This window comes from Flavivirga aquatica (assembly GCF_001747085.1).
Classification (GTDB): Bacteria; Bacteroidota; Bacteroidia; order Flavobacteriales; family Flavobacteriaceae; genus Algibacter_C; species Algibacter_C aquatica.
In genome coordinates this window covers 74,254-99,411 of the sequence record NZ_MDJD01000007.1, presented here as the reverse complement: position 1 = coordinate 99,411, position 25,158 = coordinate 74,254, and the positions used below count along the sequence as shown (strand labels likewise).

23 protein-coding genes and 1 pseudogene are annotated in these 25,158 nt (G+C 30.6%); 18 read left to right on the top strand and 6 right to left on the bottom strand.

Annotated features, from left to right (window positions below; all coding sequences use genetic code 11):
- The first annotated feature begins 174 nt into the window (after positions 1-174).
- From cyoE to tsaB, 14 genes are all read left to right on the top strand, one after another.
- On the top strand, positions 175-1,068 hold the full coding sequence (gene cyoE / locus A8C32_RS01225; protein WP_069828632.1) for a heme o synthase: 894 nt from the start codon (positions 175-177) through the stop codon (positions 1,066-1,068).
- A 2-nt stretch (positions 1,069-1,070) separates the two neighbouring features.
- Positions 1,071-1,652 (top strand): cytochrome c oxidase subunit 3, encoded by a 582-nt coding sequence (locus A8C32_RS01220; protein ID WP_069828631.1) that lies wholly within the window; start codon positions 1,071-1,073, stop codon positions 1,650-1,652.
- A 46-nt stretch (positions 1,653-1,698) separates the two neighbouring features.
- The gene (locus tag A8C32_RS01215; protein ID WP_069828630.1) at positions 1,699-2,679 is read left to right on the top strand and encodes a cytochrome c oxidase subunit 3; all 981 of its coding nucleotides are present in this window, start codon (positions 1,699-1,701) and stop codon (positions 2,677-2,679) included.
- Positions 2,680-2,700: 21 nt separating this feature from the next.
- Complete coding sequence (locus A8C32_RS01210; protein ID WP_069828629.1) at positions 2,701-3,081, top strand: cytochrome C oxidase subunit IV family protein; 381 nt, start codon at positions 2,701-2,703, stop codon at positions 3,079-3,081.
- Positions 3,082-3,164: 83 nt separating this feature from the next.
- Positions 3,165-3,881: a hypothetical protein gene (locus tag A8C32_RS01205; protein ID WP_069828628.1), complete on the top strand. Its 717-nt coding sequence runs from the start codon at positions 3,165-3,167 to the stop codon at positions 3,879-3,881.
- A 4-nt stretch (positions 3,882-3,885) separates the two neighbouring features.
- Entirely contained in the window at positions 3,886-4,629 is a 744-nt protein-coding gene (locus A8C32_RS01200; RefSeq protein ID WP_069828627.1) for an SCO family protein, read from the top strand.
- Positions 4,622-5,158: a DUF420 domain-containing protein gene (locus A8C32_RS01195; RefSeq protein ID WP_069828626.1), complete on the top strand. Its 537-nt coding sequence runs from the start codon at positions 4,622-4,624 to the stop codon at positions 5,156-5,158. Before A8C32_RS01200 ends, A8C32_RS01195 begins: the two co-directional genes overlap by 8 nt.
- A 32-nt stretch (positions 5,159-5,190) precedes the next feature.
- Positions 5,191-5,412, top strand: coding sequence for a hypothetical protein (locus A8C32_RS01190; RefSeq protein ID WP_069828625.1), 222 nt, complete (start codon positions 5,191-5,193; stop codon positions 5,410-5,412).
- A gap of 77 nt (positions 5,413-5,489) precedes the next feature.
- Positions 5,490-6,191, top strand: coding sequence for an ABC transporter ATP-binding protein (locus A8C32_RS01185; RefSeq protein WP_069828624.1), 702 nt, complete (start codon positions 5,490-5,492; stop codon positions 6,189-6,191).
- Positions 6,184-7,413, top strand: coding sequence for an ABC transporter permease (locus A8C32_RS01180; RefSeq protein ID WP_069828623.1), 1,230 nt, complete (start codon positions 6,184-6,186; stop codon positions 7,411-7,413). Before A8C32_RS01185 ends, A8C32_RS01180 begins: the two co-directional genes overlap by 8 nt.
- 2 nt (positions 7,414-7,415) lie before the next feature.
- The gene (locus A8C32_RS01175; protein WP_069828622.1) at positions 7,416-8,660 is read left to right on the top strand and encodes an ABC transporter permease; all 1,245 of its coding nucleotides are present in this window, start codon (positions 7,416-7,418) and stop codon (positions 8,658-8,660) included.
- A 78-nt stretch (positions 8,661-8,738) separates the two neighbouring features.
- The gene (locus A8C32_RS01170; protein WP_069828621.1) at positions 8,739-9,872 is read left to right on the top strand and encodes an efflux RND transporter periplasmic adaptor subunit; all 1,134 of its coding nucleotides are present in this window, start codon (positions 8,739-8,741) and stop codon (positions 9,870-9,872) included.
- Between the two features lie 2 nt (positions 9,873-9,874).
- Positions 9,875-11,203, top strand: coding sequence for a TolC family protein (locus A8C32_RS01165; RefSeq protein WP_069828620.1), 1,329 nt, complete (start codon positions 9,875-9,877; stop codon positions 11,201-11,203).
- A 186-nt stretch (positions 11,204-11,389) separates the two neighbouring features.
- Entirely contained in the window at positions 11,390-12,070 is a 681-nt protein-coding gene (gene tsaB / locus A8C32_RS01160) for a tRNA (adenosine(37)-N6)-threonylcarbamoyltransferase complex dimerization subunit type 1 TsaB (RefSeq protein WP_069828619.1), read from the top strand.
- Here the strand turns inward: tsaB and A8C32_RS01155 are convergent.
- The 4 genes from A8C32_RS01155 to A8C32_RS01140 form a co-directional block, all read right to left on the bottom strand.
- Positions 12,067-12,879, bottom strand: a complete 813-nt coding sequence (locus A8C32_RS01155; RefSeq protein ID WP_069828618.1) for a mechanosensitive ion channel family protein — start codon at positions 12,877-12,879, stop codon at positions 12,067-12,069. The two genes, tsaB and A8C32_RS01155, sit on opposite strands and share 4 nt — an antisense overlap.
- A gap of 43 nt (positions 12,880-12,922) precedes the next feature.
- The gene (locus A8C32_RS01150; RefSeq protein ID WP_069828617.1) at positions 12,923-13,282 is read right to left on the bottom strand and encodes a DUF1304 domain-containing protein; all 360 of its coding nucleotides are present in this window, start codon (positions 13,280-13,282) and stop codon (positions 12,923-12,925) included.
- Positions 13,275-15,314 (bottom strand): thioredoxin domain-containing protein, encoded by a 2,040-nt coding sequence (locus A8C32_RS01145; protein WP_069828616.1) that lies wholly within the window; start codon positions 15,312-15,314, stop codon positions 13,275-13,277. The genes A8C32_RS01150 and A8C32_RS01145 overlap by 8 nt, the downstream gene beginning before the upstream one ends.
- 171 nt (positions 15,315-15,485) lie before the next feature.
- Positions 15,486-16,391, bottom strand: a complete 906-nt coding sequence (locus A8C32_RS01140) for a NifU family protein (RefSeq protein WP_069828615.1) — start codon at positions 16,389-16,391, stop codon at positions 15,486-15,488.
- Positions 16,392-16,568: 177 nt separating this feature from the next.
- Between A8C32_RS01140 and A8C32_RS01135 the strand changes: the two genes are divergently transcribed.
- Positions 16,569-17,573, top strand: coding sequence for a PorP/SprF family type IX secretion system membrane protein (locus A8C32_RS01135; RefSeq protein WP_069828614.1), 1,005 nt, complete (start codon positions 16,569-16,571; stop codon positions 17,571-17,573).
- Between the two features lie 266 nt (positions 17,574-17,839).
- Here A8C32_RS01135 and A8C32_RS01130 read toward each other — a convergent pair.
- Positions 17,840-19,289 (bottom strand): annotated as a pseudogene (locus A8C32_RS01130) (IS1182 family transposase).
- Positions 19,290-19,598: 309 nt separating this feature from the next.
- Between A8C32_RS01130 and A8C32_RS01125 the strand changes: the two are divergent.
- Positions 19,599-20,735, top strand: a complete 1,137-nt coding sequence (locus tag A8C32_RS01125; RefSeq protein WP_069828613.1) for an Ig-like domain-containing protein — start codon at positions 19,599-19,601, stop codon at positions 20,733-20,735.
- Between the two features lie 59 nt (positions 20,736-20,794).
- Here A8C32_RS01125 and A8C32_RS01120 read toward each other — a convergent pair whose 3' ends face one another.
- On the bottom strand, positions 20,795-21,952 hold the full coding sequence (locus A8C32_RS01120) for a vWA domain-containing protein (RefSeq protein ID WP_069828612.1): 1,158 nt from the start codon (positions 21,950-21,952) through the stop codon (positions 20,795-20,797).
- A 206-nt stretch (positions 21,953-22,158) separates the two neighbouring features.
- On the opposite strand from A8C32_RS01120, the gene A8C32_RS01115 reads away from it, so the two are divergent.
- Both A8C32_RS01115 and A8C32_RS01110 read left to right on the top strand, forming a co-directional pair.
- A complete protein-coding gene (locus A8C32_RS01115; RefSeq protein ID WP_069828611.1) occupies positions 22,159-24,345 on the top strand; it encodes a histidine kinase in 2,187 nt (728 codons plus the stop codon).
- Positions 24,346-24,401: 56 nt separating this feature from the next.
- Positions 24,402-25,136 (top strand): LytR/AlgR family response regulator transcription factor, encoded by a 735-nt coding sequence (locus A8C32_RS01110; protein ID WP_069828610.1) that lies wholly within the window; start codon positions 24,402-24,404, stop codon positions 25,134-25,136.
- Positions 25,137-25,158: the final 22 nt, after the last annotated feature.

Genomic DNA, 25,158 nt, shown 5'->3' with positions numbered 1-25,158 from the left:
AATCCTTTTTGTGAGGTACGAGCAAAAAGATTGTAATGTATAGCCCGACCTTTAGGTAACGCCCAAAATAGGATTATTTTTACGTTATTAAATTTACCCATAAAAAGCATTGCTCAAAATGCTTTAATAGAGTATCTTTGCACTCGCTATAAAAAGCGCAAAGGATATATAATATTGAGTAATTCAAAATCTTCATTAGCAACACCTTCTGTAATTTCAGATTTTAAAGAAATTACAAAAATGCGATTAGCATTAAGTGTGGTGTTCTCTTCACTTGCAGGGTACTTGTTGGGTGTAGATACAATTGATTTAAAAACGCTTGTTTTATTAGCTTTTGGCGGCTATTTTATGGTAGGAGCATCAAATGCATTTAATCAAATTATTGAAAAAGATTTGGACGTGTTAATGAGCCGTACAAAAAATAGACCTATTCCTTCTGGGCGCATGTCTGTAAATACGGCATTTATTATAGCAACTACTTTTACCTTATTAGGGATTATTATATTATACAGCATTAACAAACAAACAGCTATGTTTGGTGCTATTTCTATTTTTTTATATGCTTGTATATACACGCCATTAAAAACAAAAACACCTTTGGCTGTTTTTGTTGGAGCGATACCTGGAGCTATTCCGTTTATGTTAGGTTGGGTTGCAGCTACAGACGATTTTGGTATAGAACCTGGAACTTTATTTGCATTACAATTTTTTTGGCAGTTTCCGCACTTTTGGGCTATTGGCTGGTTTTTGTTTGAAGACTATAAAAAAGGAGGGTTCTTTATGTTACCTACAGGGAAACAAGATAAAGGAACAGCTGTTCAAACTATTATGTATACCATATGGACGTTATTAGTATCAATAATTCCTGTGTTTGGTTTTACAGGTAAGTTACAATTATCTATAGTAGCAGCAGTTATCGTTTTAATATTTGGTTTAGGTATGCTGTATTATGCTATAAAACTATTTAAAGAAATGACCGAAAAAGTAGCAAAACAATTAATGCTAGCTAGTGTATCTTACATTACGTTAGTACAAATTGTGTATGTAATAGATAAATTTATAAGATAACGATGGATTTAACGCAAGGCACTAGAAAAGAAAAGAATAGCAGAGCAAAAAAAATGATGCTTTGGTTTGGTATTATATCACTTATTATGTCTTTTGCAGGATGGACAAGTGCATTTGTAGTAAGTAGTTCTAGACCAGATTGGTTAAAAGAATTTCAACTACCAAATGCTTTTTTAATTAGTACATTAACTATTTTATTAAGTAGTTTGTCTTTTATTTTAGCAAAAAAAACATTGAAAAAGGGTAATAATAAAGCGACCTTGTTGTGGTTATTTGTAACCTTAATTTTAGGTGTTACTTTTATTTTTAACCAATTTTCGGGTTTTCAACAAATAATAAACTTAGGTTATAATTTTACAGGACCAACAAGTAATGTGACGATGTCTTACATCTATTTAATAGCTGTGGTGCATATTTTACACGTTATTGTTGGATTAATTTGTTTGTTGGTAGTAATTTATAATCATTTTAAACAAAAATATAATCCAACAAAAATGCTTGGTTTTGAACTAGCAGCAACCTTTTGGCATTTTATAGATATACTCTGGGTGTATCTCTTTTTGTTTTTATATTTCGTTAGATAAATAAATTGATTATTTTTGTGCAACTTTTAAATAACAACCCTTATATATGAGTACAGCAGTTGTAAATACTGGAACAGAAGGTAAAACTTGGGGAGGCGGTAATGAGCCACTTAAAGCAAGCTACGGAAAAATGATGATGTGGTTTTTCATCGTTTCAGATGCATTAACATTTTCGGGCTTTTTAGCAGCCTATGGATTTTCAAGATTTAAATTTATTGATGCATGGCCAATTGCCGATGAAGTGTTTACTCACTTTCCATTTTTTCATGGCGTAGATGCACCAATGTACTATGTTGCATTTATGACATTTGTACTTATTATGTCGTCTGTAACTATGGTGTTAGCTGTTGATGCAGGACATCATTTAAATAAAAGTAAAGTTACAATTTATATGTTTTTAACCATTATTGGTGGTATAATATTTGTTGGATCTCAAGCTTGGGAATGGAACACATTTATTAAAGGAGACTATGGCGCTGTACAAACTAAAGGAGGAAACATATTACAGTTTGTGGATGCCGAAGGTCATCGTGTAGCTTTAAAAGATTTTGTTGTTGCAGGTCACAATGATAGAGCAAAGCATGAGAGTAAGAATGGATTATGGTTTGTAAATGAAGGTACTTTGCCAACTTATACGGTTCAAGAAGTTTTACATGGTTTAGAATCTCATGAAAATGTTTTGGTAAGAACACAAAAACTTACAGCAGAAGGAGAGAAAACTGTGTTAACAAGAGCTGAATCTTTAAAGCAAATAAAAGACAATGGAAAGTTAGTAGTAGAAGGTGCTAATTTACATGTAAACGAATATGGTTCACCTTTGTTTGCAGATTTCTTTTTCTTTATAACTGGATTTCACGGATTCCACGTATTTTCGGGAGTAGTTTTAAATATCATCATTTTCTTTAATGTGGTATTAGGAACTTACGAAAGACGTAAGAGTTACGAAATGGTAGAGAAAGTTGGTTTATACTGGCACTTTGTCGATTTAGTTTGGGTATTTGTATTTACATTCTTCTACCTAGTTTAATATTATATAATAGCATTTAAAATGGCACAAGAACATAAATTAGAAATATTTAGAGGTTTAGTTAAGTTTAAATCGAATACTCAAAAAATTTGGGGAGTTTTAATCTTTTTAACCATTGTAACTGTAATTGAAGTTGTATTGGGTATCTTTAAACCAGAGTCTTTAATGGGCTATGTTTTAGGTATGAAAGCATTAAACTGGATATTCATAATCTTAACAATAGTTAAAGCATATTACATTACTTGGGATTTTATGCACATGCGTGATGAAGCTAAGGGATTAAGACGTGCCGTAGTTTGGACTACTATTTTTCTTATTCTATATTTAGTATTCATCTTACTACAAGAAGGTGGGTATGTTTTTAGAGTATATGATCAAGGATATATAACAAGAGATTTTTAATTATTTTAGTTAAATAGAGATATAAGGGCGGTTTTTAAACCGCCTTTTTTTATTTTTGCAAAGTATTAAAAATACAGTTTTTAATGGATTATAAGAAAGTTAGTAGGTATATTGTTTTAGGGATTTTATTCTTTCTTCCCGTAACATTTTTATTGTTTTTATACCCAGCGACACATAACTATCAACCGCTTGATATTGTAAACGAGTCGGTTTTAGATCTAGATCAATTTTCTTCAAGGTCTAAAGAAAAAATAGTTTTAAAAGATCACATTACCGTTTTAGGTTTTTTAGGTAAGCATCCTATGGATAAAACCATAGCAGCATCTAATTTAAAAGAGTTGGTATATGATAAGTTTAAAGGTTTTAAGCGTTTTCAAATTGTTATAGTGATGCCTAAAGGCTCCGAAAAGTATGCTGAAGAACTAAGGCGTGAGATTAACTCTTATGAAGATTTAAGGTTTTTGCATTTTGTTTTTGGTGAGCCTAGTGATATACAACGTGTGTTTTTTAGTTTAAAAAGTAAAGTAGACCTTTTTGAAGATTTATCATCTAATCAAGTATTTTTAGTTGATAAAGATCTAAATCAAAGAGGAAGATTAGATGACAGAACAGATCGTGAGTTAGAGAAGAAGAAACCAGTTTATGGTTTGGCTTCTTATAATTGTATTGAAGTTGCTGAAATAAAGAACAAGATGAGTGACGATTTACGCATTCTATTTACCGAATATAGGCAAAAACGTAAAGGCGAATTTAATTCGGATACTAGGAGAGCAGATGATTTAAAAGCTGGTAATAACTAATAAAATGAAAAAGACTAATTATTCATATATAGGTATCTCATTTATCATTTTAGTTTTTGGTATAATTTTTATTCCGAAAATTATTGATAGAATTTCAAATAATGATATTATTAGAAATGAAAGTAGAAGTGATTATACAAACGAAGAGCAATCAAAATTATCTGATGTAGCGTTTATTGAAATTAATGGCGTACCTAAAAAGGTGCCTGCTTTTTCGTTTACTAATCAAGAAGGAAAAACAATTACAAATAAAGATTACGAAGGTAAGGTGTATGTTATAGAATTCTTTTTTACTACATGTCCAACGATTTGCCCTAGAATGAATGCAAATCTAATTCAAGTCCAAAATACATTTAAGGATTTTAACGATTTTGGTGTGGCATCTTTTACAATAAATCCAGATTATGATACCCCAGAAGTTCTTAAAAATTATGCTAAGCATTATGGTGTAACTAACCCGAATTGGCATTTAATGACAGGAGATAAAGATGGAATTTATAAACTTTCTAATGAAGGTTTTAATCTCTATACGGCTCAAGAAGAAGAAGTCGCTGGAGGCTTTGAGCATTCTGGAAATTTTGCCTTGATAGATAAAAATGGATTTATACGCTCTAGAAAGGATGATTTTGGAAACCCTATTATATATTATAGAGGAATTGTTTCGGAAACTGAAAAAGTAGATGAAGACGGGATAAAAGAAGAAATTAGTGCATTAAAAGAAGATATTAAAAAATTACTTAATGAGTAAGTCACAAGAAATTTTGGACGAAAAAAAATATAATAAATTAATAGTTATATTATCAATTTTAATACCTGTAGTAGTTGCTGCTTTATTTGGTGTGAAAATCCCAAATGTAGAGCCTTTAACGTTTTTGCCTCCAATTTATGCCTCAATAAATGCACTTACGGCATTGGTTTTAATCCTTGCATTTATAGCGATTAGAAATAAAAAAATTATACTGCATAAGCGTTTAATGACTTTTGCTATTATTCTATCGGTTGCCTTTTTGGGTATGTATGTTGCGTATCACATGACTAGTGATTCTACTAAGTTTGGAGGAGAGGGCACTATAAAATATGTTTACTATTTTATATTATTAACACATATATTATTATCAATTATAGTGATCCCGTTTGTATTAATTACTTATGTACGGGCGATTACGAATAATATTGAGAAGCATAAAAAAATAGCAAAAATTACATTTCCACTATGGTTATATGTTGCCATAACAGGTGTTGTTGTTTATGTTATGATTTCTCCATACTATGTTTAATATAATTTGAATGTAGTACAAGAATTTTTATAATGAAAAACAAAGTAATTTTATTTGTCTCTTTCTGTTTCTTTTTTCTAGAAACTAATGCGCAATGCGCTATGTGTCGAGCTGTTTTAGAAAGTGAAGAAGGACAAACCGCTGCAGAGGGCATTAATGATGGAATTGTTTACTTAATGGCTATACCATATATACTTGTTGGAGGTGTAGGTTATTTTATTTATAGGAAATACAATACTTCAAAGAAAAAATAAAAACTTTTGATTTTTTTTGTAACATTTTGTTGTGTTGATAGTCTTATTACTGAGCTTTATTAACCAACATAAGATAAATGTTAAAAATTCATCAGTTACAAAAATCCTATCCTATAGGAGATTCTAGTTTACATGTTTTAAAAGGCATAGACCTTAATGTTGAAGAAGGAGAGATGGTCGCTATTATGGGATCTTCTGGTTCTGGTAAATCTACATTACTTAATATTATTGGTATGCTAGATGAAGCTGATTCTGGCGAATACATTTTAGATGGATTGCCAATTAAAGATCTTACCGAAAAGAAGGCTGCTGTTTATAGAAATAAATTTTTAGGTTTCATTTTTCAATCTTTCAATCTTATAAATTATAAAAATGCTATCGAAAATGTTGCTTTGCCGCTTTATTACCAAGGGTTAAAGCGTAAAGAAAGGCAAGAACTAGCCATGTTTCATTTAGAAAAAGTGGGTTTAGCAAATTGGGCAAAGCATTTACCAAAGGAATTATCTGGAGGTCAAAAACAACGTGTTGCTATAGCTAGAGCATTGGCAGCAAACCCTAAATTACTATTGGCAGATGAGCCAACAGGAGCATTAGATACTAAAACATCTTATGAAATTATGGCATTTATTCAACAGTTAAATGATGAAGGTAAAACCATTTTAATGGTAACTCATGAAGAAGATATAGCAAATATGTGTAAGCGTATTGTACGCCTTCGAGATGGCGTTATTATGGAAGATAAAAAAGTGAACCAAGTTAGGGCAGAACAGTATGTTTGATTTAGATCTTTGGCGCGAAATATTTCAAAGTATTAATATGAATAGAACCAGAAGTCTATTATCTGGTTTTACCGTTGCATTTGCTATTCTTTTATTCACCATACTTTTTGGTATTGCTAATGGGTTACAAAATACATTTAAAGAAGCTTTTGTTGATGACGCTTCAAATTCAATTGTTGTAAATTCTGGAAGAACTACCAAGGCTAATAAAGGTCTTCAAGCTGGAAGAAAAATTCAATTTAAAAATGAAGATTTTAATTATATAAAAGAAGAATTTAAAGATAAAGTTGAATTTATTACTGCTAGAGTTTTTAAAAATGTTAAAGCTTCTTATAAGGGCGAGCAAAATAATTATGACTTAAGAGCAGTACACCCAGATCATCAATTTTTAGAAAAAACAAAAGTATACGAGGGACGATATATCAACCAAAACGACTTAAATAATAGAACAAAAGTTATTGTTATTGGTAAGTTAATAGAGGAAGATTTATTTTTAAAAACAAATGCATTAGGGAAATATATAAACCTTAATGGGATACAATATAAGGTGGTTGGTATATTCACAGATGATGGAGGTGATTATGAGGAACGTCAAATTTATATGCCTATAACCACGGCTCAACACTTGTATGGTAATAATGATTATATAGATCAAGTAAGATTAACATATAATCCAGAAATGAATTATGACCAAGCATTATCATTTAGTACGCTACTAACAAAAAAAATGAAGGATCGTTTTGATGTAGCTAGAAGTGACCAGAGAGCTATAAGAGTGCGTAACATGGCTGGAGACAGTAAAAAGATAAACCAAATGACTTTTGGTTTAAGTGTTATTATTTTAGTTATAGGCTTTGGAACATTAATAGCTGGCATTGTAGGTGTTAGTAATATTATGATTTTTATAGTAAAAGAACGAACAAAAGAAATTGGTATTCGTAAAGCATTAGGAGCCTCTCCAAGATCTATAGTTTCTATTATTTTAATAGAGTCTATACTTATTACAGCAATAGCAGGATATGTTGGGTTATTGTTAGGAATGGGTGTGTTAGAATTGGTTGGTCCAAGCCTTAAAACATATTTTATTAAAGACCCTGGTGTTAGTAATAGTTTAGTTATTGGGGCAACGGTAACGTTAATTACAGCCGGAGCTATTGCTGGTTATTTACCTGCAAAAAAGGCATCAAGAATTAAACCCATAGTAGCATTAAGAAACGATTAAATATGTTTAAATTTTTATTCGATAGAGACACGTGGCAAGAAGTTTATGATAGCTTTAGTAAAAACAAATTAAGATCTATCTTAACTATGGTAGGTGTTTGGTGGGGCATTTTATTATTGATAGGCTTATTAGGATCTGCAAGGGGATTAGAAAATTCATTCAATCGTTTATTTGGAAGTTTTGCTACAAACAGTGTATTTGTATGGGGGCAAAGTACAAGTAAGCCTTTTAAAGGATTTCAAGAGGGAAGACGGGTGAGGTTATCGCTAACTGATGCAAAAAAAATTGAAGAGAATGTTGAAGGTATTGAATTTGTTCTTCCAAGAAGTCAAAATCAAGCTTCGGTAGTTAGAGGTTTTTTGTCAGGGAGTTTTCAAATGGCTGGAGATTACCCATTACTAGATGAATTACAAAAGAAAAAATTAATACGTGGACGATTTATAAACCAAAATGATATTGATGATAACAAAAAAGTTGCTGTACTATCCGAGGACGTTTATAAGCAATTATTTGAAAAAGATGAAAACCCTATTGGAGAGTACATACAAGTTAATAAAATTAACTTTAAGGTCATTGGTATGTTTGAGAGTGGAAATGTTAATATGGGGCCTTCAACAGATATTCATATTCCATTTACAACGTTTCAACAAATATATAATAGAGGAGATAGAATAGGTTGGATGATGATTACTGGGAAACCAGAATATAATATCAAGCAAATTGAAGAAGATGCAAAGCTATTACTTAAAAATTTAAATAAAATTCACCCAAAAGATCAACGAGCCTTTGGTAGTTTTAATTTAGGCAAGGAGTTTTCCAAAGTTACTGGGTTTTTAACAGGAATGCAGTTTTTAACATGGTTTGTTGGGATTGCTACATTGATTGCAGGTGTTTTTGCTATTGGTAACATATTACTTATTACAGTAAAAGAACGTACTAAAGAAATTGGAGTACGTCGTGCTTTAGGAGCTACTCCTTATGAAATTAAGAGGCAAATAGTAGTAGAAGCTGTTTTTTTAACACTAGTAGCGGGAGTATTGGGAATTATATCTGGAGGCTGGATTTTAATAGCTTTAGATGCTGCTTTTGGACAAGGTGCAGATGCAGCTATTGTTAACGCGTCAGTATCTATAGGAGTTGTATTTATTGCATTATTAATATTAGTTGTTTTAGGAACTTTAATAGGTTTAATACCCGCGTTTAAAGCAACAAGTATAAAACCAATAGAAGCACTAAGAGAAGAATAAATAATCAAAAAAAGGAATCGTTTGTCTATATATTATAAATGTAATATTTGACGAAATAGAATTAATAAGAATAATCAAATGAATAAAACAGTAAAAATTATTTTAGCAATAGTTGTCGTCGTACTATTAGCAATCGTATTAAAGTATTTTAAAGATGCTAATTCAAAAGATGTTGTAGATTACAAAGTAGAAGAACCTTTTTATACATCTATAAATACTAAGGCAGTAGCAACTGGAAAATTAAATCCAGAAGAAGAGATCGAATTAAAACCACAAATTTCTGGAATCGTAAATAAAATTCTTGTTGAAGAAGGCGATGTTGTTAAAAAAGGGGATTTAATAGCTACTATTAGAGTCGTGCCTAATGAACAAAATTTGGTTGGTGCAAAAAGTAGGATAGCTTCTTCTAAACTTTCATATGATAATGCAAAAACGTTATATGATAGAAATAAATCACTTTTTGAAAAAGGTGTTATATCGCAACAGGATTTTGAAAATAGTGAACTGTCTTTTAATCAAGCAAGGGAGTCGTTAGCACAATCGAAAAACGATTATCAAATAATTAAACGCGGTTCTATTTCGGGAGGAAGTTCGGCAAACACAAACATTATAGCTCAAATACCAGGAACCATATTAGAAATTCCTGTACGTGAAGGAGATCAAGTCATACAAAGTAATAATTTTAATGCAGGTACTACTATAGCAACTATAGCAGATATGAGCTTGATGATTTTTGAAGGGAAGCTAGATGAGGCAGAAGTTGGTAAGGTTGAAGAAGGTAAAGATATTAAAGTTGTTTTAGGAGCTATTAACGATAAAGAATTTCCTGCAAAATTAACTTTTGTAGCACCAAAAGGTGTTGAAGAAAATGGAGCAGTACAATTTACTATAAAAGCTAATGTTACTATAGATTCCACTACACATGTAAGAGCAGGGTATAGCGCCAATGCAGAAATAGATATAGAGAATAAAGATAGTGTACTAGTTATAAAAGAAGGATTATTACAGTATAATAGAATTACAGAAAAGCCTTTTGTTGAAATATTAAAGAAAGATAACAAGTTCAAGAAAAAAAATGTAAAATTAGGACTGTCTGATGGTATCAATGTAGAAATAATAGATGGTGTTGAAGAAGGTGATAAAATTAAAGTATGGAATAAAGCTTCTAAAGATAACGAAGAAGAGGAAGCAAAAGATGGAAAGTCTAATTAATTATGAAAGATTTGAAAAATAGGTTATTAGTTTGTTTACTTTTTGTAGTAATATCGTCGTTTTCTCAACAAAAAAAATGGACGCTTCAAGAATGTGTATCACATGCTTTAGAATACAATATATCAGTAAAACAAGGAGAAAACACATTGCTTATAAATGAGCAAGATATTATAGCATCGAAAGGAGCGTTTTTACCATCTTTAACAGGTAATATGGGGCATAATTTATCGATTGGTAATAGGGAATTGTTTCCAGGGCAGTTTGTAGATAGAACAGGCAATAGCACTAGTGTTGGCATTGGTACTAATCAAACTATTTTTAACGGTTTCAGGTTAACTAATTTATATAAGCAGTCGAAATTAAATTTAGAGACTAATAAGTTAGAATTAAATAGAATTAAAGATGATATTTCGTTAAACGTTGTCAATGCTTATTTAAATGTATTATTTAATAAAGAACGTTTAGAGACTGCTAATGCGCAATATGAATTTAGTAATAAGCAATTAAATCAAGTTAAAAGTTTGGTTGATGCAGGTGTACAGCCTAAAGCTAATATTTATGATGCAGAAGCAACTTTAAGTAGAGATGCACAGCAGGTAACTCTTGCTGAAAACAATTTTAATTTATCACTGCTTTCTTTGTCACAGTTATTACAAGTACCTTTTAATGGGTTTGATGTTGAAATTATAAATATAGATAGTCCTTCGGAAGCTTTGTTGTACAAGGATATTTTTCCCATATTAAAATATGCTTTAGAAAATAGAAATGAAATAAAAGTAGCAGAAAAGAATATTGAAAACGCTGTATTAGGAACACAAATCTCTAAAAGTGGATTTTATCCAACAGTATCTGCGAGTTATAATTTTGGATCTAATGCATTTTATACAAATTTGTCTGATACCGAAGAGGCATTTTTTAATCAATTAAATGATCAAAAATCACACGGTATTGGTTTGAATATAAATATACCTATTTTTTCTAAATTTCAAAATAAAACTTCAGTTGCAAAATCTAAAATTAGAGAAGAAACTAGTAAACTTAATTTAGAGCAAGCTAAGTTAAATTTAGAATCTAATATTCAACGAGCTTATACAGATGCACAAGCAGCTTTTAAAGCTTATGATGCGGCAAAGAAATCATTAGAGTCTCAAACATTAGCTTTTAATAATTCAAAAGAACGTTATAATATTGGAAGTATGACTGCATTTGACTTAGAACAAGCAAGGGTGCAACTAATAAATGCGGAATCGTCTTTAATAAACGCCAAATATGATTTTGTTTTTAAAACAAAAGTTTTAGACTTCTACATGGGGAAATCTTTAGCGAATTAATTATTGGGTGTAGATTTATTAAGAACTTAGATTTCATAGATGTTTTTTTGGAATGAAGAACGCACTAGACTAACCAAGTTTTTAAAACTTGACAGGTCTGTGTCTAATACGATCTTATTCAAAACAATAAAAAGAGGAAATATCAAAACAAAGTGATAATTTTGCAGCCAATACTAAAAGGCTAATATGAGTTTATATATACTTAATATAGAAACGGCTACAACCAATTGTTCTGTATCACTTTCAAAAGACGGGAATACCATTGTTTTAAAGGAGGATAATGATAAAAGCTATTCACATGCAGAAAGGCTTCATGTTTATATAGATACTGTTTTAAAAGAAGCTAATATCACCTCAGCAGATATAAAAGCGATAGCTATTAGTAAAGGACCAGGATCTTATACTGGTTTACGTATTGGAGTTTCTGCAGCAAAAGGCCTATGCTTTGCCTTAGATAAACCGTTAATTTCAATTTCAACTTTAGAAGCTTTAGCTCATCAAGTTATTTGTGATGATGGTGTTATTGTTGCAATGTTGGACGCCAGACGCATGGAAGTTTATTCTGCTATTTTTGATTCTAATCATAATCAAATAAGAGAAACTCAGGCACAAATTTTAGAAGAAAATACGTTTAGTGATTATCTAGAACTAGGAAAGGTCTATTTTATAGGGAATGGTGTTGAGAAAACTAAAGATTTGATACAGCATCCTAACGCTATATTTATAGAAGATAAATTGCCTTCTGCCAACGAAATGGGCTTGTTAGCAAATAATAAGTATAAAAAAAGCGACACCGAAGATGTCGCTTATTTTGAGCCTTATTATTTAAAAGATTTTGTGGCTTTAAAGCCTAAGCCAAAATCTTAAGCTTTTTTCTGAATCTCAACTGCATGTGGGTAAGGAATTTCAATGCCAGCTGCATCAAGAGCTTCTTTAACATTTTCAGTAATATCGAAGTAAACATCCCAATAGTCATCCGAAGTAGACCATGGCCTTACTGCAAAGTTTATAGAACTGTCTGCTAATTCAGAAACATTTACTGTAGGAGCAGGGTCTTTTAAAACTTTAGGATGCGATGTTAAAACATTCATTAATACTTCTTTTGTTTTCTTAATATCAGAATCATACCCAACTCCGAAAGTTAAGTCTACACGACGTGTACCTTCTGTGGTATAGTTTATAATATTTCCGTTTGATAAAGAACCATTAGGAATGATGATTTCTCTATTAGATAATCCAGTTAATTTAGTTGTAAAAATTTCAATTTCTTTTACAACACCAAGTTCACCTTGAGCCTCAATTAAATCACCAATTTTAATAGGTTTAAAAATCATAAGTAAAACACCTCCAGCAAAGTTAGCTAACGATCCTTGTAATGCCATGCCTACAGCTAAACCAGCAGCAGCTAATATTGCAGCGAAAGATGTGGTTTCTATACCTACAGTACCAAGAATAACAACAATTAAAAGTATTTTTAAAGACCAATGTAATAAGTTTAATAAAAACTTTTTAAGACTAAGATCATAGTTTCCCTTATTCATGACTTTAGAAGCAGCTTTATTAATTAATTTAATGGACCAAGAGCCAATAATCCATATTACAATTGCTGTTAATACTTTTGGTCCGAAATCTATAATAAGTTCGTAACCTTTGTTAATCCATGTGTCTAAATTCATTTTTTAAGTTTGTTTTGAGTTATTAATTAGTATTTATGATACTCTATTTTGAAATAAAACTAACTATTATGGCAATTATCGCTGGAATTGATTGCACATAAAAGAGTTTAATTTTCTTTGTGGAATAAGACCCGTAAATACCGGCAATAGTCACACAAATAAGAAAAAAAAATGCAAAATTTGAGTTTTTTTGAATAACGGAAAATATTAAGCCTATAGCCAAAAAACCATTATATAGACCTTGGTTAGCAGCTAACACTTTGGTTTCCTGCGCAAACTGCTTAGATTTTAATCCAAATGTTTTTATGCCTTTAGGTTTTGTCCATAAAAACATTTCTAGAATTAAAAAATAGATGTGTTCAATTGCAACAAATATAATTAAACCGATAGCAAGATTATTCATTTTTTAATAGGTTAATGGCTAGGTTTACTTCTGAAACAGGAAGCTTACAAGCTTTATTTACGCATACATATATAAGTGTATTATTAGGGTTGTATCTATTTTTTAATAAAGGCATATTGTTTTCGGAGGTGCTTCCTGCTATTAGCTTATTAGGGATATAGATTTTATTTAAGTCACGTATTTTTTGCTTAGCATTTTTACCTACAATAGCAACTTCATAATATGGATTAGAGTAATTTAACATTAGATCTAACCAATTAGAATATCCAGATGGATATTCTAACATTTCTGGTTTTACATTATTAAGCATACTAATAGCTGTATTGCTGTAATGTTCGTTATCAAAATAATGAGCTAGTTTAAATAAATTTTTTGCCATAATTGAATTACTTGCAGGAATTACATTATCTCGATATTCAATACTTCTGGAAACTAAAGAAGCATCACTGTTTGATGTGAAAAAAAACATTTTACTGTTGGTGTCAAAAAAATGGTCGAAAGCATAATTTGCTAAATCTCTGGCAGAGGTAAGCCATTTTTCATCTAAAGTATTTTCATAAAGTGCTATAAAGGCCTCTATAGTTGTAGCATAATCTTCAAGATAACCATTAATAGAGCTTTTTCCATTTTTGTAATTATGGTTTAAGCCACCATCTGCTCTTAACTGATTGGTTAAAATGAAACTTGCGTTTTTTTCCGCGGAAGCGAGATAACTGTTGTCACCTAAAACTCTATAAGCATCTATATATCCTTTAAGCATAAGCGAATTCCATGAGGTTAGTGTCTTATCATCTAATCTTGGTTTGGATCTTTTATTACGTTCTTCTATGAGTGTTTTTTTCCATTCTTGTTTCTTTTTAGCTAAAGTTTCAGATGTTAGGTTATACTTTTTGATTATAGAATCATCATCATCTTTTCTAATTAATACATAGTTATTATGTTCCCATAAACCGTAATTATTCACATTGTAGTAATCTGCAAAAAGATTAAAGTCGTCTTTTAAAAGTAATTTTAATTGGTCTCGCTGCCAAACGTAAAAAGCACCTTCTTCAAGTTTGCCTTCTGCCGTATTACTATCGGCATCAAGTGATGAATAAAATGCGCCATTAGATGTTGTCATGTCTCGATTAACATAGGCTAATGTTTGAGTGATGATGTCTTTATATAATTTGTTCTTAGTGATAAGGTAAGCATCGGAATATAAACTGACTAGTTGACCATTGTCATAAAGCATTTTCTCAAAGTGAGGGACATGCCATTTAGTATCTACAGAGTATCTTGAAAAACCACCACCTACTTGGTCGAAAATACCTCCATACGCCATTTTTGTAAGTGTTAAGTTAACATAATCTTGTAGTTTCTTATTGTTTGTTTGATAGGCATATCGCAATAGGAAATGGTAATTATTAGGCATCATGAACTTTGGGGCTCTGTTCAGACCTCCTTGGTTATTATCAAATTGTTTAGCCCAATTTTTAATAGCATTATCTATATAATCTGTTTCGAAAACAGGAGCGTCTGTATTTAATTTTACAACATCTAAAGATTTAATACCTTGCTCTAATTTATCTGCATATTTATATAGTTTTTCTGGTTTTTCAACATACATTTTATAGATTTGCTCTAAAGCGCTCATCCATTGATCTTTTTTAAAGTAGGTGCCTCCCCAAACAGGTCTACCATCTGGTAGAGCTATAACATTCATTGGCCAACCACCACTACCAGTCATAAGTTGTATGGCGCTCATATAAACTTGATCTACATCTGGCCTTTCTTCTCTGTCAACTTTTATATTAACGAAATTTTTATTCATAACCTGAGCTACTAAGCTGTCTTCAAAACTCTCATGTTCCATGACATGGCACCAATGACAAGCCGCATAACCTACGCTTATAAGTATTAATTTATTTTCAGTTTTAGCTTTAGTTAATGTTTTTTCATTCCATGCTTGCCAGTTTACTGGGTTATGTGCATGTTGTAATAGGTAAGGACTGCTTTCATGAATAAGATCGTTTGTGTATTGATGTTTCATCGACTTTGAATTCTGACCTTTGCAGCTTATAATTAAAATGATAAATACTAATAGTTTTAGGTGCTTCATTTATCAAAGTTAACGAAATTTGAGCATAAAAAAAGCGTTCATTATTTTGAACGCTTTTAGAAGTTTATTTTCTGTATATGCTTTCCTGACTTTTATAAAAGCTTATCCATTTATAGCTTCTACCATTTCAACTTTACCAGGAAGCATTTCTTTAAGCATATTTTCAATACCACTTTTTAATGTGTAAGTTGAAGAAGGACAGCCACTACAAGCACCTTGAAGTAGAACACTTACGTTTTTTGTATCTGCATCGTAAGATATAAATTGGATATTTCCACCATCACTAGCTACAGCTGGTTTTACATATTCTTCAAGAATATTTATAATTTCTTTCGAAATGTCATCTAACTTGTCAAAATTACTATCTAATTGCTTTGTTGTTTTTTGAAGTGTTTCTGTAGCATTTGGTAATACGATTTCTTTACCTTCTTCGATATAAGTTCTTATAAATTCGCGTAATTCAATGGTAATGTCTTGCCATTCTGCCATATCATATTTAGTGATTGACACGTAATTTTCGTCTATAAAAACACTTTTTACAAACGGAAAATGAAACAATTCAGTTGCTAATGGAGAAAGTTTAGCATCGTCAATTGAAGTGAATTCAAAAAGAGCTGTTACAATTTTTTTATTGGCAACAAACTTCATAACCGAAGGGTTAGGGGTACTTTCTGCATAAACAGTTACTGGAACTTTTTTAGGAGTTTCGGCAGAAGCTTCTATAATGACGCCTCCATCATTTAAATAAGTTTCAATTTGTTGAGCAACTTCATCTTGTACATCTGTCCATTCAACAATATTATAGCGTTCTACAGCAATGAAGTTTCCAGAAATATATACCTTTTTTATAAAAGGCAAGTAAAATAATTGCTGAGCTAAAGGTGAAGTTTTGGCTTCATCTATATTATTAAATTCAAAACTTTGATGTTTGGTTATAAACTGATTTAATTCAAACTTTATTATGGAGTTATTGGTTGTTTCTTGTATCGAAACTGAGAAAGTATTCATTTTAGCTAAATTTTTGCTAAATTACTAAAAGATAACTACAGATATCCATATATTTGGCTTTTTGTTGCCTGTTTTAAAAGAATTAAAGATAGAATTGGATTTTACATTTTCTGTTGTTAATATTTTAACAATCAACATGTTTGTAGTTTAACCAAATCTACTTGACAATTAAATTTTATGAAATTAAAAAATATCATTTTAATAGCAATAACAGTATTGTTTACTCATGTTGCAACTTCACAGGAAGGAATACCTATTTATACAGATTATCTTACCGATAATTATTATTTAATTCACCCGTCTATGGCTGGTGTCGCTAATTGCTCTAAAGTTAGATTAACAGGAAGACAACAGTGGTTTGGACATGAAGATGCTCCTAAACTTTTAACGTTGAGTTTAAATGGTAGAATAGGAGATTCTCAATCTGGAATTGGAGGTATTATTTATACCGATAAAAATGGCTATCATTCACAAAGTGGTGCTTATGCAACCTATGCGCATCATTTATTGTTTTCAAGAAGTGAAGTCGATTTAAATATGCTTTCTTTTGGTTTAAGTGCAGGGTTTATTCAATATAGACTAGATGAAACATCATTCTTATTTGATGGTCCAGACCCTATAATTGATGGGATAGTACAAAATGAAACTAATTTTAATCTGGATTTTGGGTTTTCTTATCATTATCTAGATTTTTATGCTCATGCTACTGTAAAAAACTTATTAAACAATGATGGGGTTAATAAGGAGGTTGGACTTACTAGTAACTTAAGACGTTATTTGGTTTCTGTTGGTAACGTATTTAGTAAGTTTGGAAGTACATGGAGTTTTGAACCTTCTGTATTATTTCAATATAAGGACAGTACAAAAGAAGCTTTATTTGACTTTAATGCTAAAGTATATAAGAGAATGGAATTTGGTAAAATATGGGGAGGCTTATCTTATAGAAAAAGCTTAGATGGTGCTGATTTTATAACCGCTTCAGATGATGTAGAAAGTCAAAAACTTACACAAATAACACCTATTTTAGGGGTTAATTATAAAGACTTTTTGTTTGCTTATAATTATACTTATCAGGCAAATGAAGTGGTGTATACAAATGCAGGTTTTCATCAATTAACCTTAGGTTATAATTTTAGTTGTAAACGAGAGCGTTATGAGTGTAACTGTCCTGCTGTAAATTAAAAGTGATTTTTTGTAAAAAGGAATAGAGTGTAAATATATTCCATAATGCAATAATTAAATATAAAAAAAGACTATCTGAAATGAGGCTACTGAAAAAGTAATCGTATTTTGAAAACGCGAACTTCATTATAAGAGATTTCACGAATTAATTTTGTGAAATCTCTTTTTGATTTTAAGCTTTTTATGATTCAATTTGCACTTTTATACTCTCTATTTTGGCTCAAATAATGCTTATTGCTTCCTTGGTCTTAATTTCTTTATTTTGACTAGCTTAATTTTAAAATTCTTTTCAAATTCACAGCAAATATTGTTAAAGCACTCTGCATTTGCATATTTTCTATACCATAAGCTATAGCTCTTCCATAACCATGAGCGTTTTTTAATTCTCCTTTTTTGGCTTCGATTTTATAACGCTGTTTGTATTTCTCTTTAAAACGATCAGAAGTTTCAAACTCCATCTGTTCTTTATGGATGTCTGACTTTAAAGTAATGGAGTACGATTTTGTTTTTGCTCCTTCTTTATAACAGCCTTCCCTTAAAGGACAGGTCTTACATTTTTTAACATCAAAGTAATTAGGTAATAACTTGATTTGTGGCGACATTCTTTTTGCCTTGTTTCGCTTTTCTTATAGCTAAATGACCTGCTGGACAGACAAACATATCTGCATCTTTATTATAATCAAATTCATCTTCTTTTTTTCTAAAACCTTGGCAGATTGCTGGGTTTAACTTGGCTACAATTTTAATATCTTTTTCTTTGGCCAGTTCCAAATTCTTTTTGCCCGAATAGGCAGCATCCCCTATGACGGTGTCTACATCAATACCACGTTGTTCACTTTGTTCTATTAGCTCAGGTAAAATTGGACCATCTCCTTTTTCTCCTGAAGTAACAACGGCTCCTGTGATAATTCTCTCTTTAGTCATTGCCAAATGAGTTTTGTAACCAAAAAACGGGCTGTCCTGTGATTTGTGGCCAATCTTTGCATCCTTATCTTTTGAAACAACATCTTGAGCCGCGTGTTCAATATCATCAACAGATTCTTTAAGTAAGTTCAATTTTTCTTTTATTGCTGGAACTTCGCTAAGTGTAGGAGTGCCATCTAATAAGGTTCCTAATTCCTTGCAGTAATCCAGTTCTTTTTCTAAATCATTGCCCTGATTCTTGACCGGCATCTTACAGACCCAATCTTCTTGGTAAGCATAAACTGATTTGCGAAGTTGTTTTGAACGTTCCCGTAAAACGTCTATAGCTAAAATGGGGTTCGATTTTGATAAACTATGGGTAGCATCTACAATAATTGATCTGGATTTTATGATGCCTTGTTCAACAGCAATGCTAACTGTTCTATTGATAAGCATATCCAGCAAATTGGTGTCCTTTAAACGTTGCCTACGAAACTTTGTTAAAGTACTTGGGGCAATAACATCTTCTTCTGGTAACATCTCTAAAAAGTATTTGAAGGACATGTCATAGCGTGAACGCTCAACTACATCTGAAATGGTATAAATTACTTTTAGTAGCAAGTATTTAAATAAACGTATGGGACTTTCTGCTTTTCTGCCTTGAGTTTGAGAATATTTTGATTGAAGTTCTTAATAGATGAAATTAAAATCTATTAAATCATTGATACGCCTTAACAAATTAGTGTTAGGAACAATTAAATCATATAAAGAACTGTACTCGCTTAACCGAAGAGATTCCTGTTGAACTATCATGAATACAAAATACAAAATCGGTAAGTGTTTTCATATACTTACCGATTTTAATAATATTGTGCTACTTTTTCAGTGGCCTCTCTGAAAGGGTAGTCTTTTTTTGCAAAACTTAAACTCGTTACTTTTCTGTAGTTATTTTATTAGAATAAATTTAGAATTGAAGTATTTGATTTTTAGTAGTATAGTGGTTTTTTGTTTAATGAATTGTTAGTAGTTATTTGTTTTTATTAAATTGTGCGTAAATTTTTATTCAATAATTTATTTGTACGTAGAATTGTGTTAATTTAACAAAAAACAAATATTTTTTAAATGAAAACAATTAAAATCAAGTGCTTACTAGCATTTTTAATTATAGCCTGTTATGGTTATAGTAGTACAAAAACAAGCAAATTAATAAAGGACTTTTTTCCTAATTCGTCATTAACTATTTTTCAAGGTAGAGCTGTTGCCGATGTAGGCATTACATCTATTCCATCTACTATGATATTAGGAACTCCGTCTGCAAGAGGTAAAGTTACTTATGAAGTTATACCTAGTGATGCAACAGATAAAACGGTAAGTATTACGTCAAGTAATACTAGTGTAGCAACTGTTAATAAAAATGGTGTTATTAGAGCCAAATCTGTAGGTTCTACAGTTATTTTTGTAACCACTAATGATGGTGGGTTAGAGGTGAGAGCAACAATACATGTTCTTGCAGCTCCATCTACTTTTCAAGGTAGAGCTGTTGCCGATGTAGGCATTACATCTATTCCATCTACTATGATATTAGGAACTCCGTCTGCAAGAGGTAAAGTTACTTATGAAGTTATACCTAGTGATGCAACAGATAAAACGGTAAGTATTACATCTAGTAATTCTAATGTCGCAACGGTTAATCAAAATGGGTTGATTGTAGCTAAATCTGTTGGGAGTACAGAAATCTCTATAATAACTAATGATGGCGGATTAGAAGTAAGATCTACTATATATGTTCTAGCTGGAAATTCAAGTGGAGGAGGTGAAAATTGTTCTGCTTCAAAATGGGAAAATAATACAACCTATAAACAAAAAAAGGTAGTTTCGTTAAATGGAAAAATATGGAGATGGAAACCTAAAAAAGAAGGGAATTGTAAACCAGGTAACTGTAAAAAATGGAAAGACTTGGGTAATTGTTCTGCTAGAAATTCTAAGACAGAATTGAATTCAACTAGCCTTAATTTTTTAAGTACAGCTAAGGTTTCCCCTAACCCTCTTTCAAGTGGAAATGATTTAAATATTAGTCTTTCAGAAATCAAAAATGTTGTAAACATTACAATTATTGATCTAAATGGAAGAGTTGTTCTAGATGAAAAATTTAAGACTAATAATATTATTTTAAATACAACACATTTTAGTAAAGGCTTGTATTTAATGAGAATAGAAAATGGCAGCCAATTTTTAACAAAAAAATTGTTAGTACTTTAGTTAAAGCTTAATCGAAATAAAAAAGGCGTCAAAAATTATAATTTTTGACGCCTTTTTTATTAGTTCCAGGTATATTTTTTTCTTTTTGCTTGCTCTTTTATGGCTTTTGTCATAGCACCCTCTAAACCATTGTTTTTATCCTTTTTTTTGTTTGAGATAAATGTTTTACGTTTGTTATTTAATTCTTGAATCTTTTTTTGAATAGCTTCACGTTCTTTACTTTTTTTAATAACATAAGTTTTAATTTCAGCTTTGCTTTTTCCTTTTAATTCATCTGGTAAAGTATCATCTTTTATAGTTTCAATAGCTACTTCTTCTTGTTCGACAGCATCTACAAGATCCCATGTTTTATTTTTATATAAGTGAGAACTTTTACTTACTGTCCTACTAACAGCATTGGCTTTACTATAGCTTTGCGCTTTAGAGTCTTGCTCTGCTTGTAAAGCGATCTTTTCTTTTCCTTTTTTTCCATAGATTATATAGGTCTTGTTTAATTTTTGATTTAATATTAAAATGTCATCATCATAAGGAGATGGGATATGTACAGTAGCTTTATTTTGATTTATAGCCATATAATCACCATTTGTTAATTGTGCTCCATTTTTCCATGATGTTGAAATACCTTGGTTATAATCACCACAAAAAATAGTGTTTATTGTTACATCTTTTTCTTTAGCGTTTGTAGATGCATCTTTATAATTTATTTTACCCTGAGTAAAAGGTTCGTTTCCAGCAATAAAAATGAGCTTTAAATCATCAGGGTTCTTTCCCCAATTTAATTGATTTAATGATGTTTGAATAACGTGTCCACAATACTCTTCACCACCATTTGTTGTTAAAGAAAAAAGTTCTTTCGATATGTCGTCTAAATCGTCACTAAAGGCTAATACTTGCCTAATATAGCCTTCATTACTATTTAATCTATCATTACCATATTCGTATAATGCAATTTGTAAATTAGGTTTTACATTACCACATTTAGCATAAGACAGTTCATTAACAATATTCCAAAGTTGGGCTTTAGCTTGATCAATTAATCCATCCATACTATTACTGGTATCTAATAAGAGAGCCACTTTAATAAATTGTTTGTTGGATTCTGGGTAAGTTGTTTTAGTTTGATTATGTGCTATGTTTTGTTTCTTATTATTAGCATTACAAGATGTAAACCCAATTAGAGCTATACAGAATACAAGTATTTTAAAATATGTTTTCATGAGTTTTGTTTTTAATAATTACTGTAAATCTATAAGCAACTTATTTCTTAAAAAAAGGTGAATGAGTTAAATGAGCTTTTGATTGAGTAAACAGAACAGATGAGTGTTTAAGTGAGGCTTTTATATATATAAACTACTGGTTTTATAAAACCATCATTTTAATATACCAAGTAAAGTACGTAAGTTTATCTATTATAAAATAAAGCATGCAGACGATTATCAAATATATATGGTTTTTGTGTATCTCATTCAATATTACTTTTTTGTTTGGGCAAGACAATAATTCGGTTTCAAATCAAGGAACAACTTTTACAGTAAGAGGTTCTGTAGTAGAAAGTGATACAAATAAACCTATAGAAAATGTAAATATAGAAGTTAATGGAGGTGCTTATACTATAACAGATGCGTTTGGAGATTTTAGAATTGAGGCAAGGAAGGGAGATGAGCTAACTATACGACATAAAGATTTTGAAACTGTATTTTATATTATTCAAAACAATGAACGTATTAAAGTAGAGGTAGAACCTAACCTAGATAAAAAGGAGTCTAAATATTATAAATATAAAAAAAGATTAAGGTCTTCAAATATTGAATCATTCAAGTTTCTTATAGACTCTGCTGAAGCATATTTAAAAAAAGATGCCAAAAAAAGTATTCAATTCGCAGGAGAAGCACTTTCTAAGAGTAAATCTGTAAAGGAGAATAGTGAAGCTTATGAGGTTTTAGGTGATATCTATATGCATTGGAAACAATATGACTTGGCAGTTTCAAATTACAGAGTTAGTATACAAAATCTAGTCACTAGTTTTGTTAGATTAAAACTAGCAAAGGCTTACAAGCAAAATAAAAACTATCAAGAAAGTATTCAAACCTATAACAGTATTAATACAGAGAGTTTATCAAATTGGCAATTGGTAGAACTCTATGAAGGACTTGGAGACGTGTATCTTTTAACTAAAACTTATAACCTTTCAATTAATAGCTATGAAAAGGGATTAAAAGTAGCCCAAAAGCATATAATTACTCCCAAAATAACTGATTTAAATTCTAAAATAGCTCAGAGCTATAATAAAAAAGGGGAGCTTCAAAAGGCCAAAGTGTATTTTAATACATCTATGGGGTTGGCAAATTCGCAGAATAAAAAACGCGCCGTTGAGGAGAAAGTAAAAGTAGCCGATTTTCAAAATGAAATTAATAACTATTCCGATGAAATTGAATTAAGAAAACAAGCATTGAATACTATTAGTGAGATAGAAAACGATTCGGCTTTTGATAATGAAAGTGCTTTAACACCACAAAAGCAAAATTATAAAATAGGTAAAGCTTATGCCTCCCAAAGTGATTATAAAAATGCGATTCCTTACTTAGAAAGAAGCATAATTGAAGCTGATAGTAAAGAAGATTTAGTTGTGCAAAAAGATGCCACTAGGAAATTATCTGAAATATATAGAAACGCAGGGCAATTTGATAAAGCCTTATTAGCGTATCAAGATTATGTAGACTTAGTTGATAAGTTATACACTAAAAAAGAACAAGAAATCTCGCAAGCAGCAAGATTTAGTAAGGATATTGTAAATAAGCAAAATAGAATTTTAAGTTTAGAAGGAGATAGAGCTTTGTCTGAAAGTAAATATCAACTATCAAAGGAACAAACCAAACGTCAAAAACTTATTATTTATTCATTAATAGGCGGGCTTTTATTGTTGATCGTTACAGCGTTTTTAATGTATAAATATATTAAGCAGCAACGATTAGCAAATAATTTACTTGCGTTAAAAAGTTTAAGAAGTCAAATGAATCCGCATTTTATTTTTAATGCTTTAAATTCGGTAAATAGTTTTATAGCATTAAATGACGAGCGAACAGCAAATAAATATCTCACAGATTTTTCATTGTTAATGCGAGCTGTTTTAGAAAACAGTGAAGAAGACTTTATCTCGTTAGAAAAAGAAGTTAAACTTCTAGAATTATATACTAAATTAGAACATTTTAGATTTCAGGATAAGTTTGATTATAATATAACTGTAGATGAAAATATTAATGTACAAGATTTTGTAATACCACCTATGCTTTTACAGCCTTATATAGAAAACGCTGTATGGCACGGGTTGAGGTATAAGAAAACAAAAGGGCATTTAGAAATAGCTATTAAACAAACGAATACAGATGAAATTAATATTGTTATTTCGGATGATGGGATAGGTAGAGAAAAATCTAAAGCTTTAAAAACGGAGCATCAACAAAAACAAAATTCTAAAGGAATGGGAAATATTGAAAAGCGTGTTTCTATTTTAAATGAAATGTATAAAGATAAAGTAGACGTGTTTATTGATAATTTTCAAGACGAAGAAGATACAGGAACAAAAGTAATTGTAACGCTTAAAAGAGATTAAATAAATAGAGATAGAAGCCTATTAAGATTGTGCTTCTAACTTTTAATTTACAGGATATGAAATTGACTTCAATAATAGTAGAAGACGAAGAGAATAGTAGAGAAATACTTAAAAATTATCTTAAAAAGTATTGTCCAAATGTCACAGTTATAGGAGAGGCATCTAATATAGAAGATGCTTTAATACTTATACGAAATCATGATTTAGACTTAGTTTTTTTAGATGTAGAAATGCCTTATGGTAATGCTTTTGATTTATTAGATAAGGTAGGAGATGTTAATTTTGAAACCGTTTTTGTAACCGCCTATAATCATTATGCAGTGGAAGCCTTAAATGCACATGCATCTTATTATTTAATGAAACCAATTTCTATAGACGAGCTTATAAAAGCTGTAGATTATGTTACAGAAATAAGAACTAAAGAAGATGCGTTACAAGATCAGGTACTTATACCTAAAACTAATAGTGTTAATGGTAAAATAACCATACCGCAGTTAGAAGGCTTTGAAATTATTAACACAGCAGATATTCTATATTGCAAAGCAGACGATAATTATACAGAAATATATCTTAACGACAGTAAAAAGAAACTAGTAAGTAAGACACTTAAGCATTTTGAAGATATTTTAAAAGATTCATGTTTTGCCAGAGTTCATAAATCATATTTAGTTAATGTTAATGAAGTTGTTAAATATGTAAAAGGAAAAGGAGGAAGTGTTGTACTTAGTAATGGAGAAGAAGTTATGGTATCTGCATCAAAAAAATCACAATTATTATCGTACTTTAAATAGATAAAATAATAAATTTTCTTTT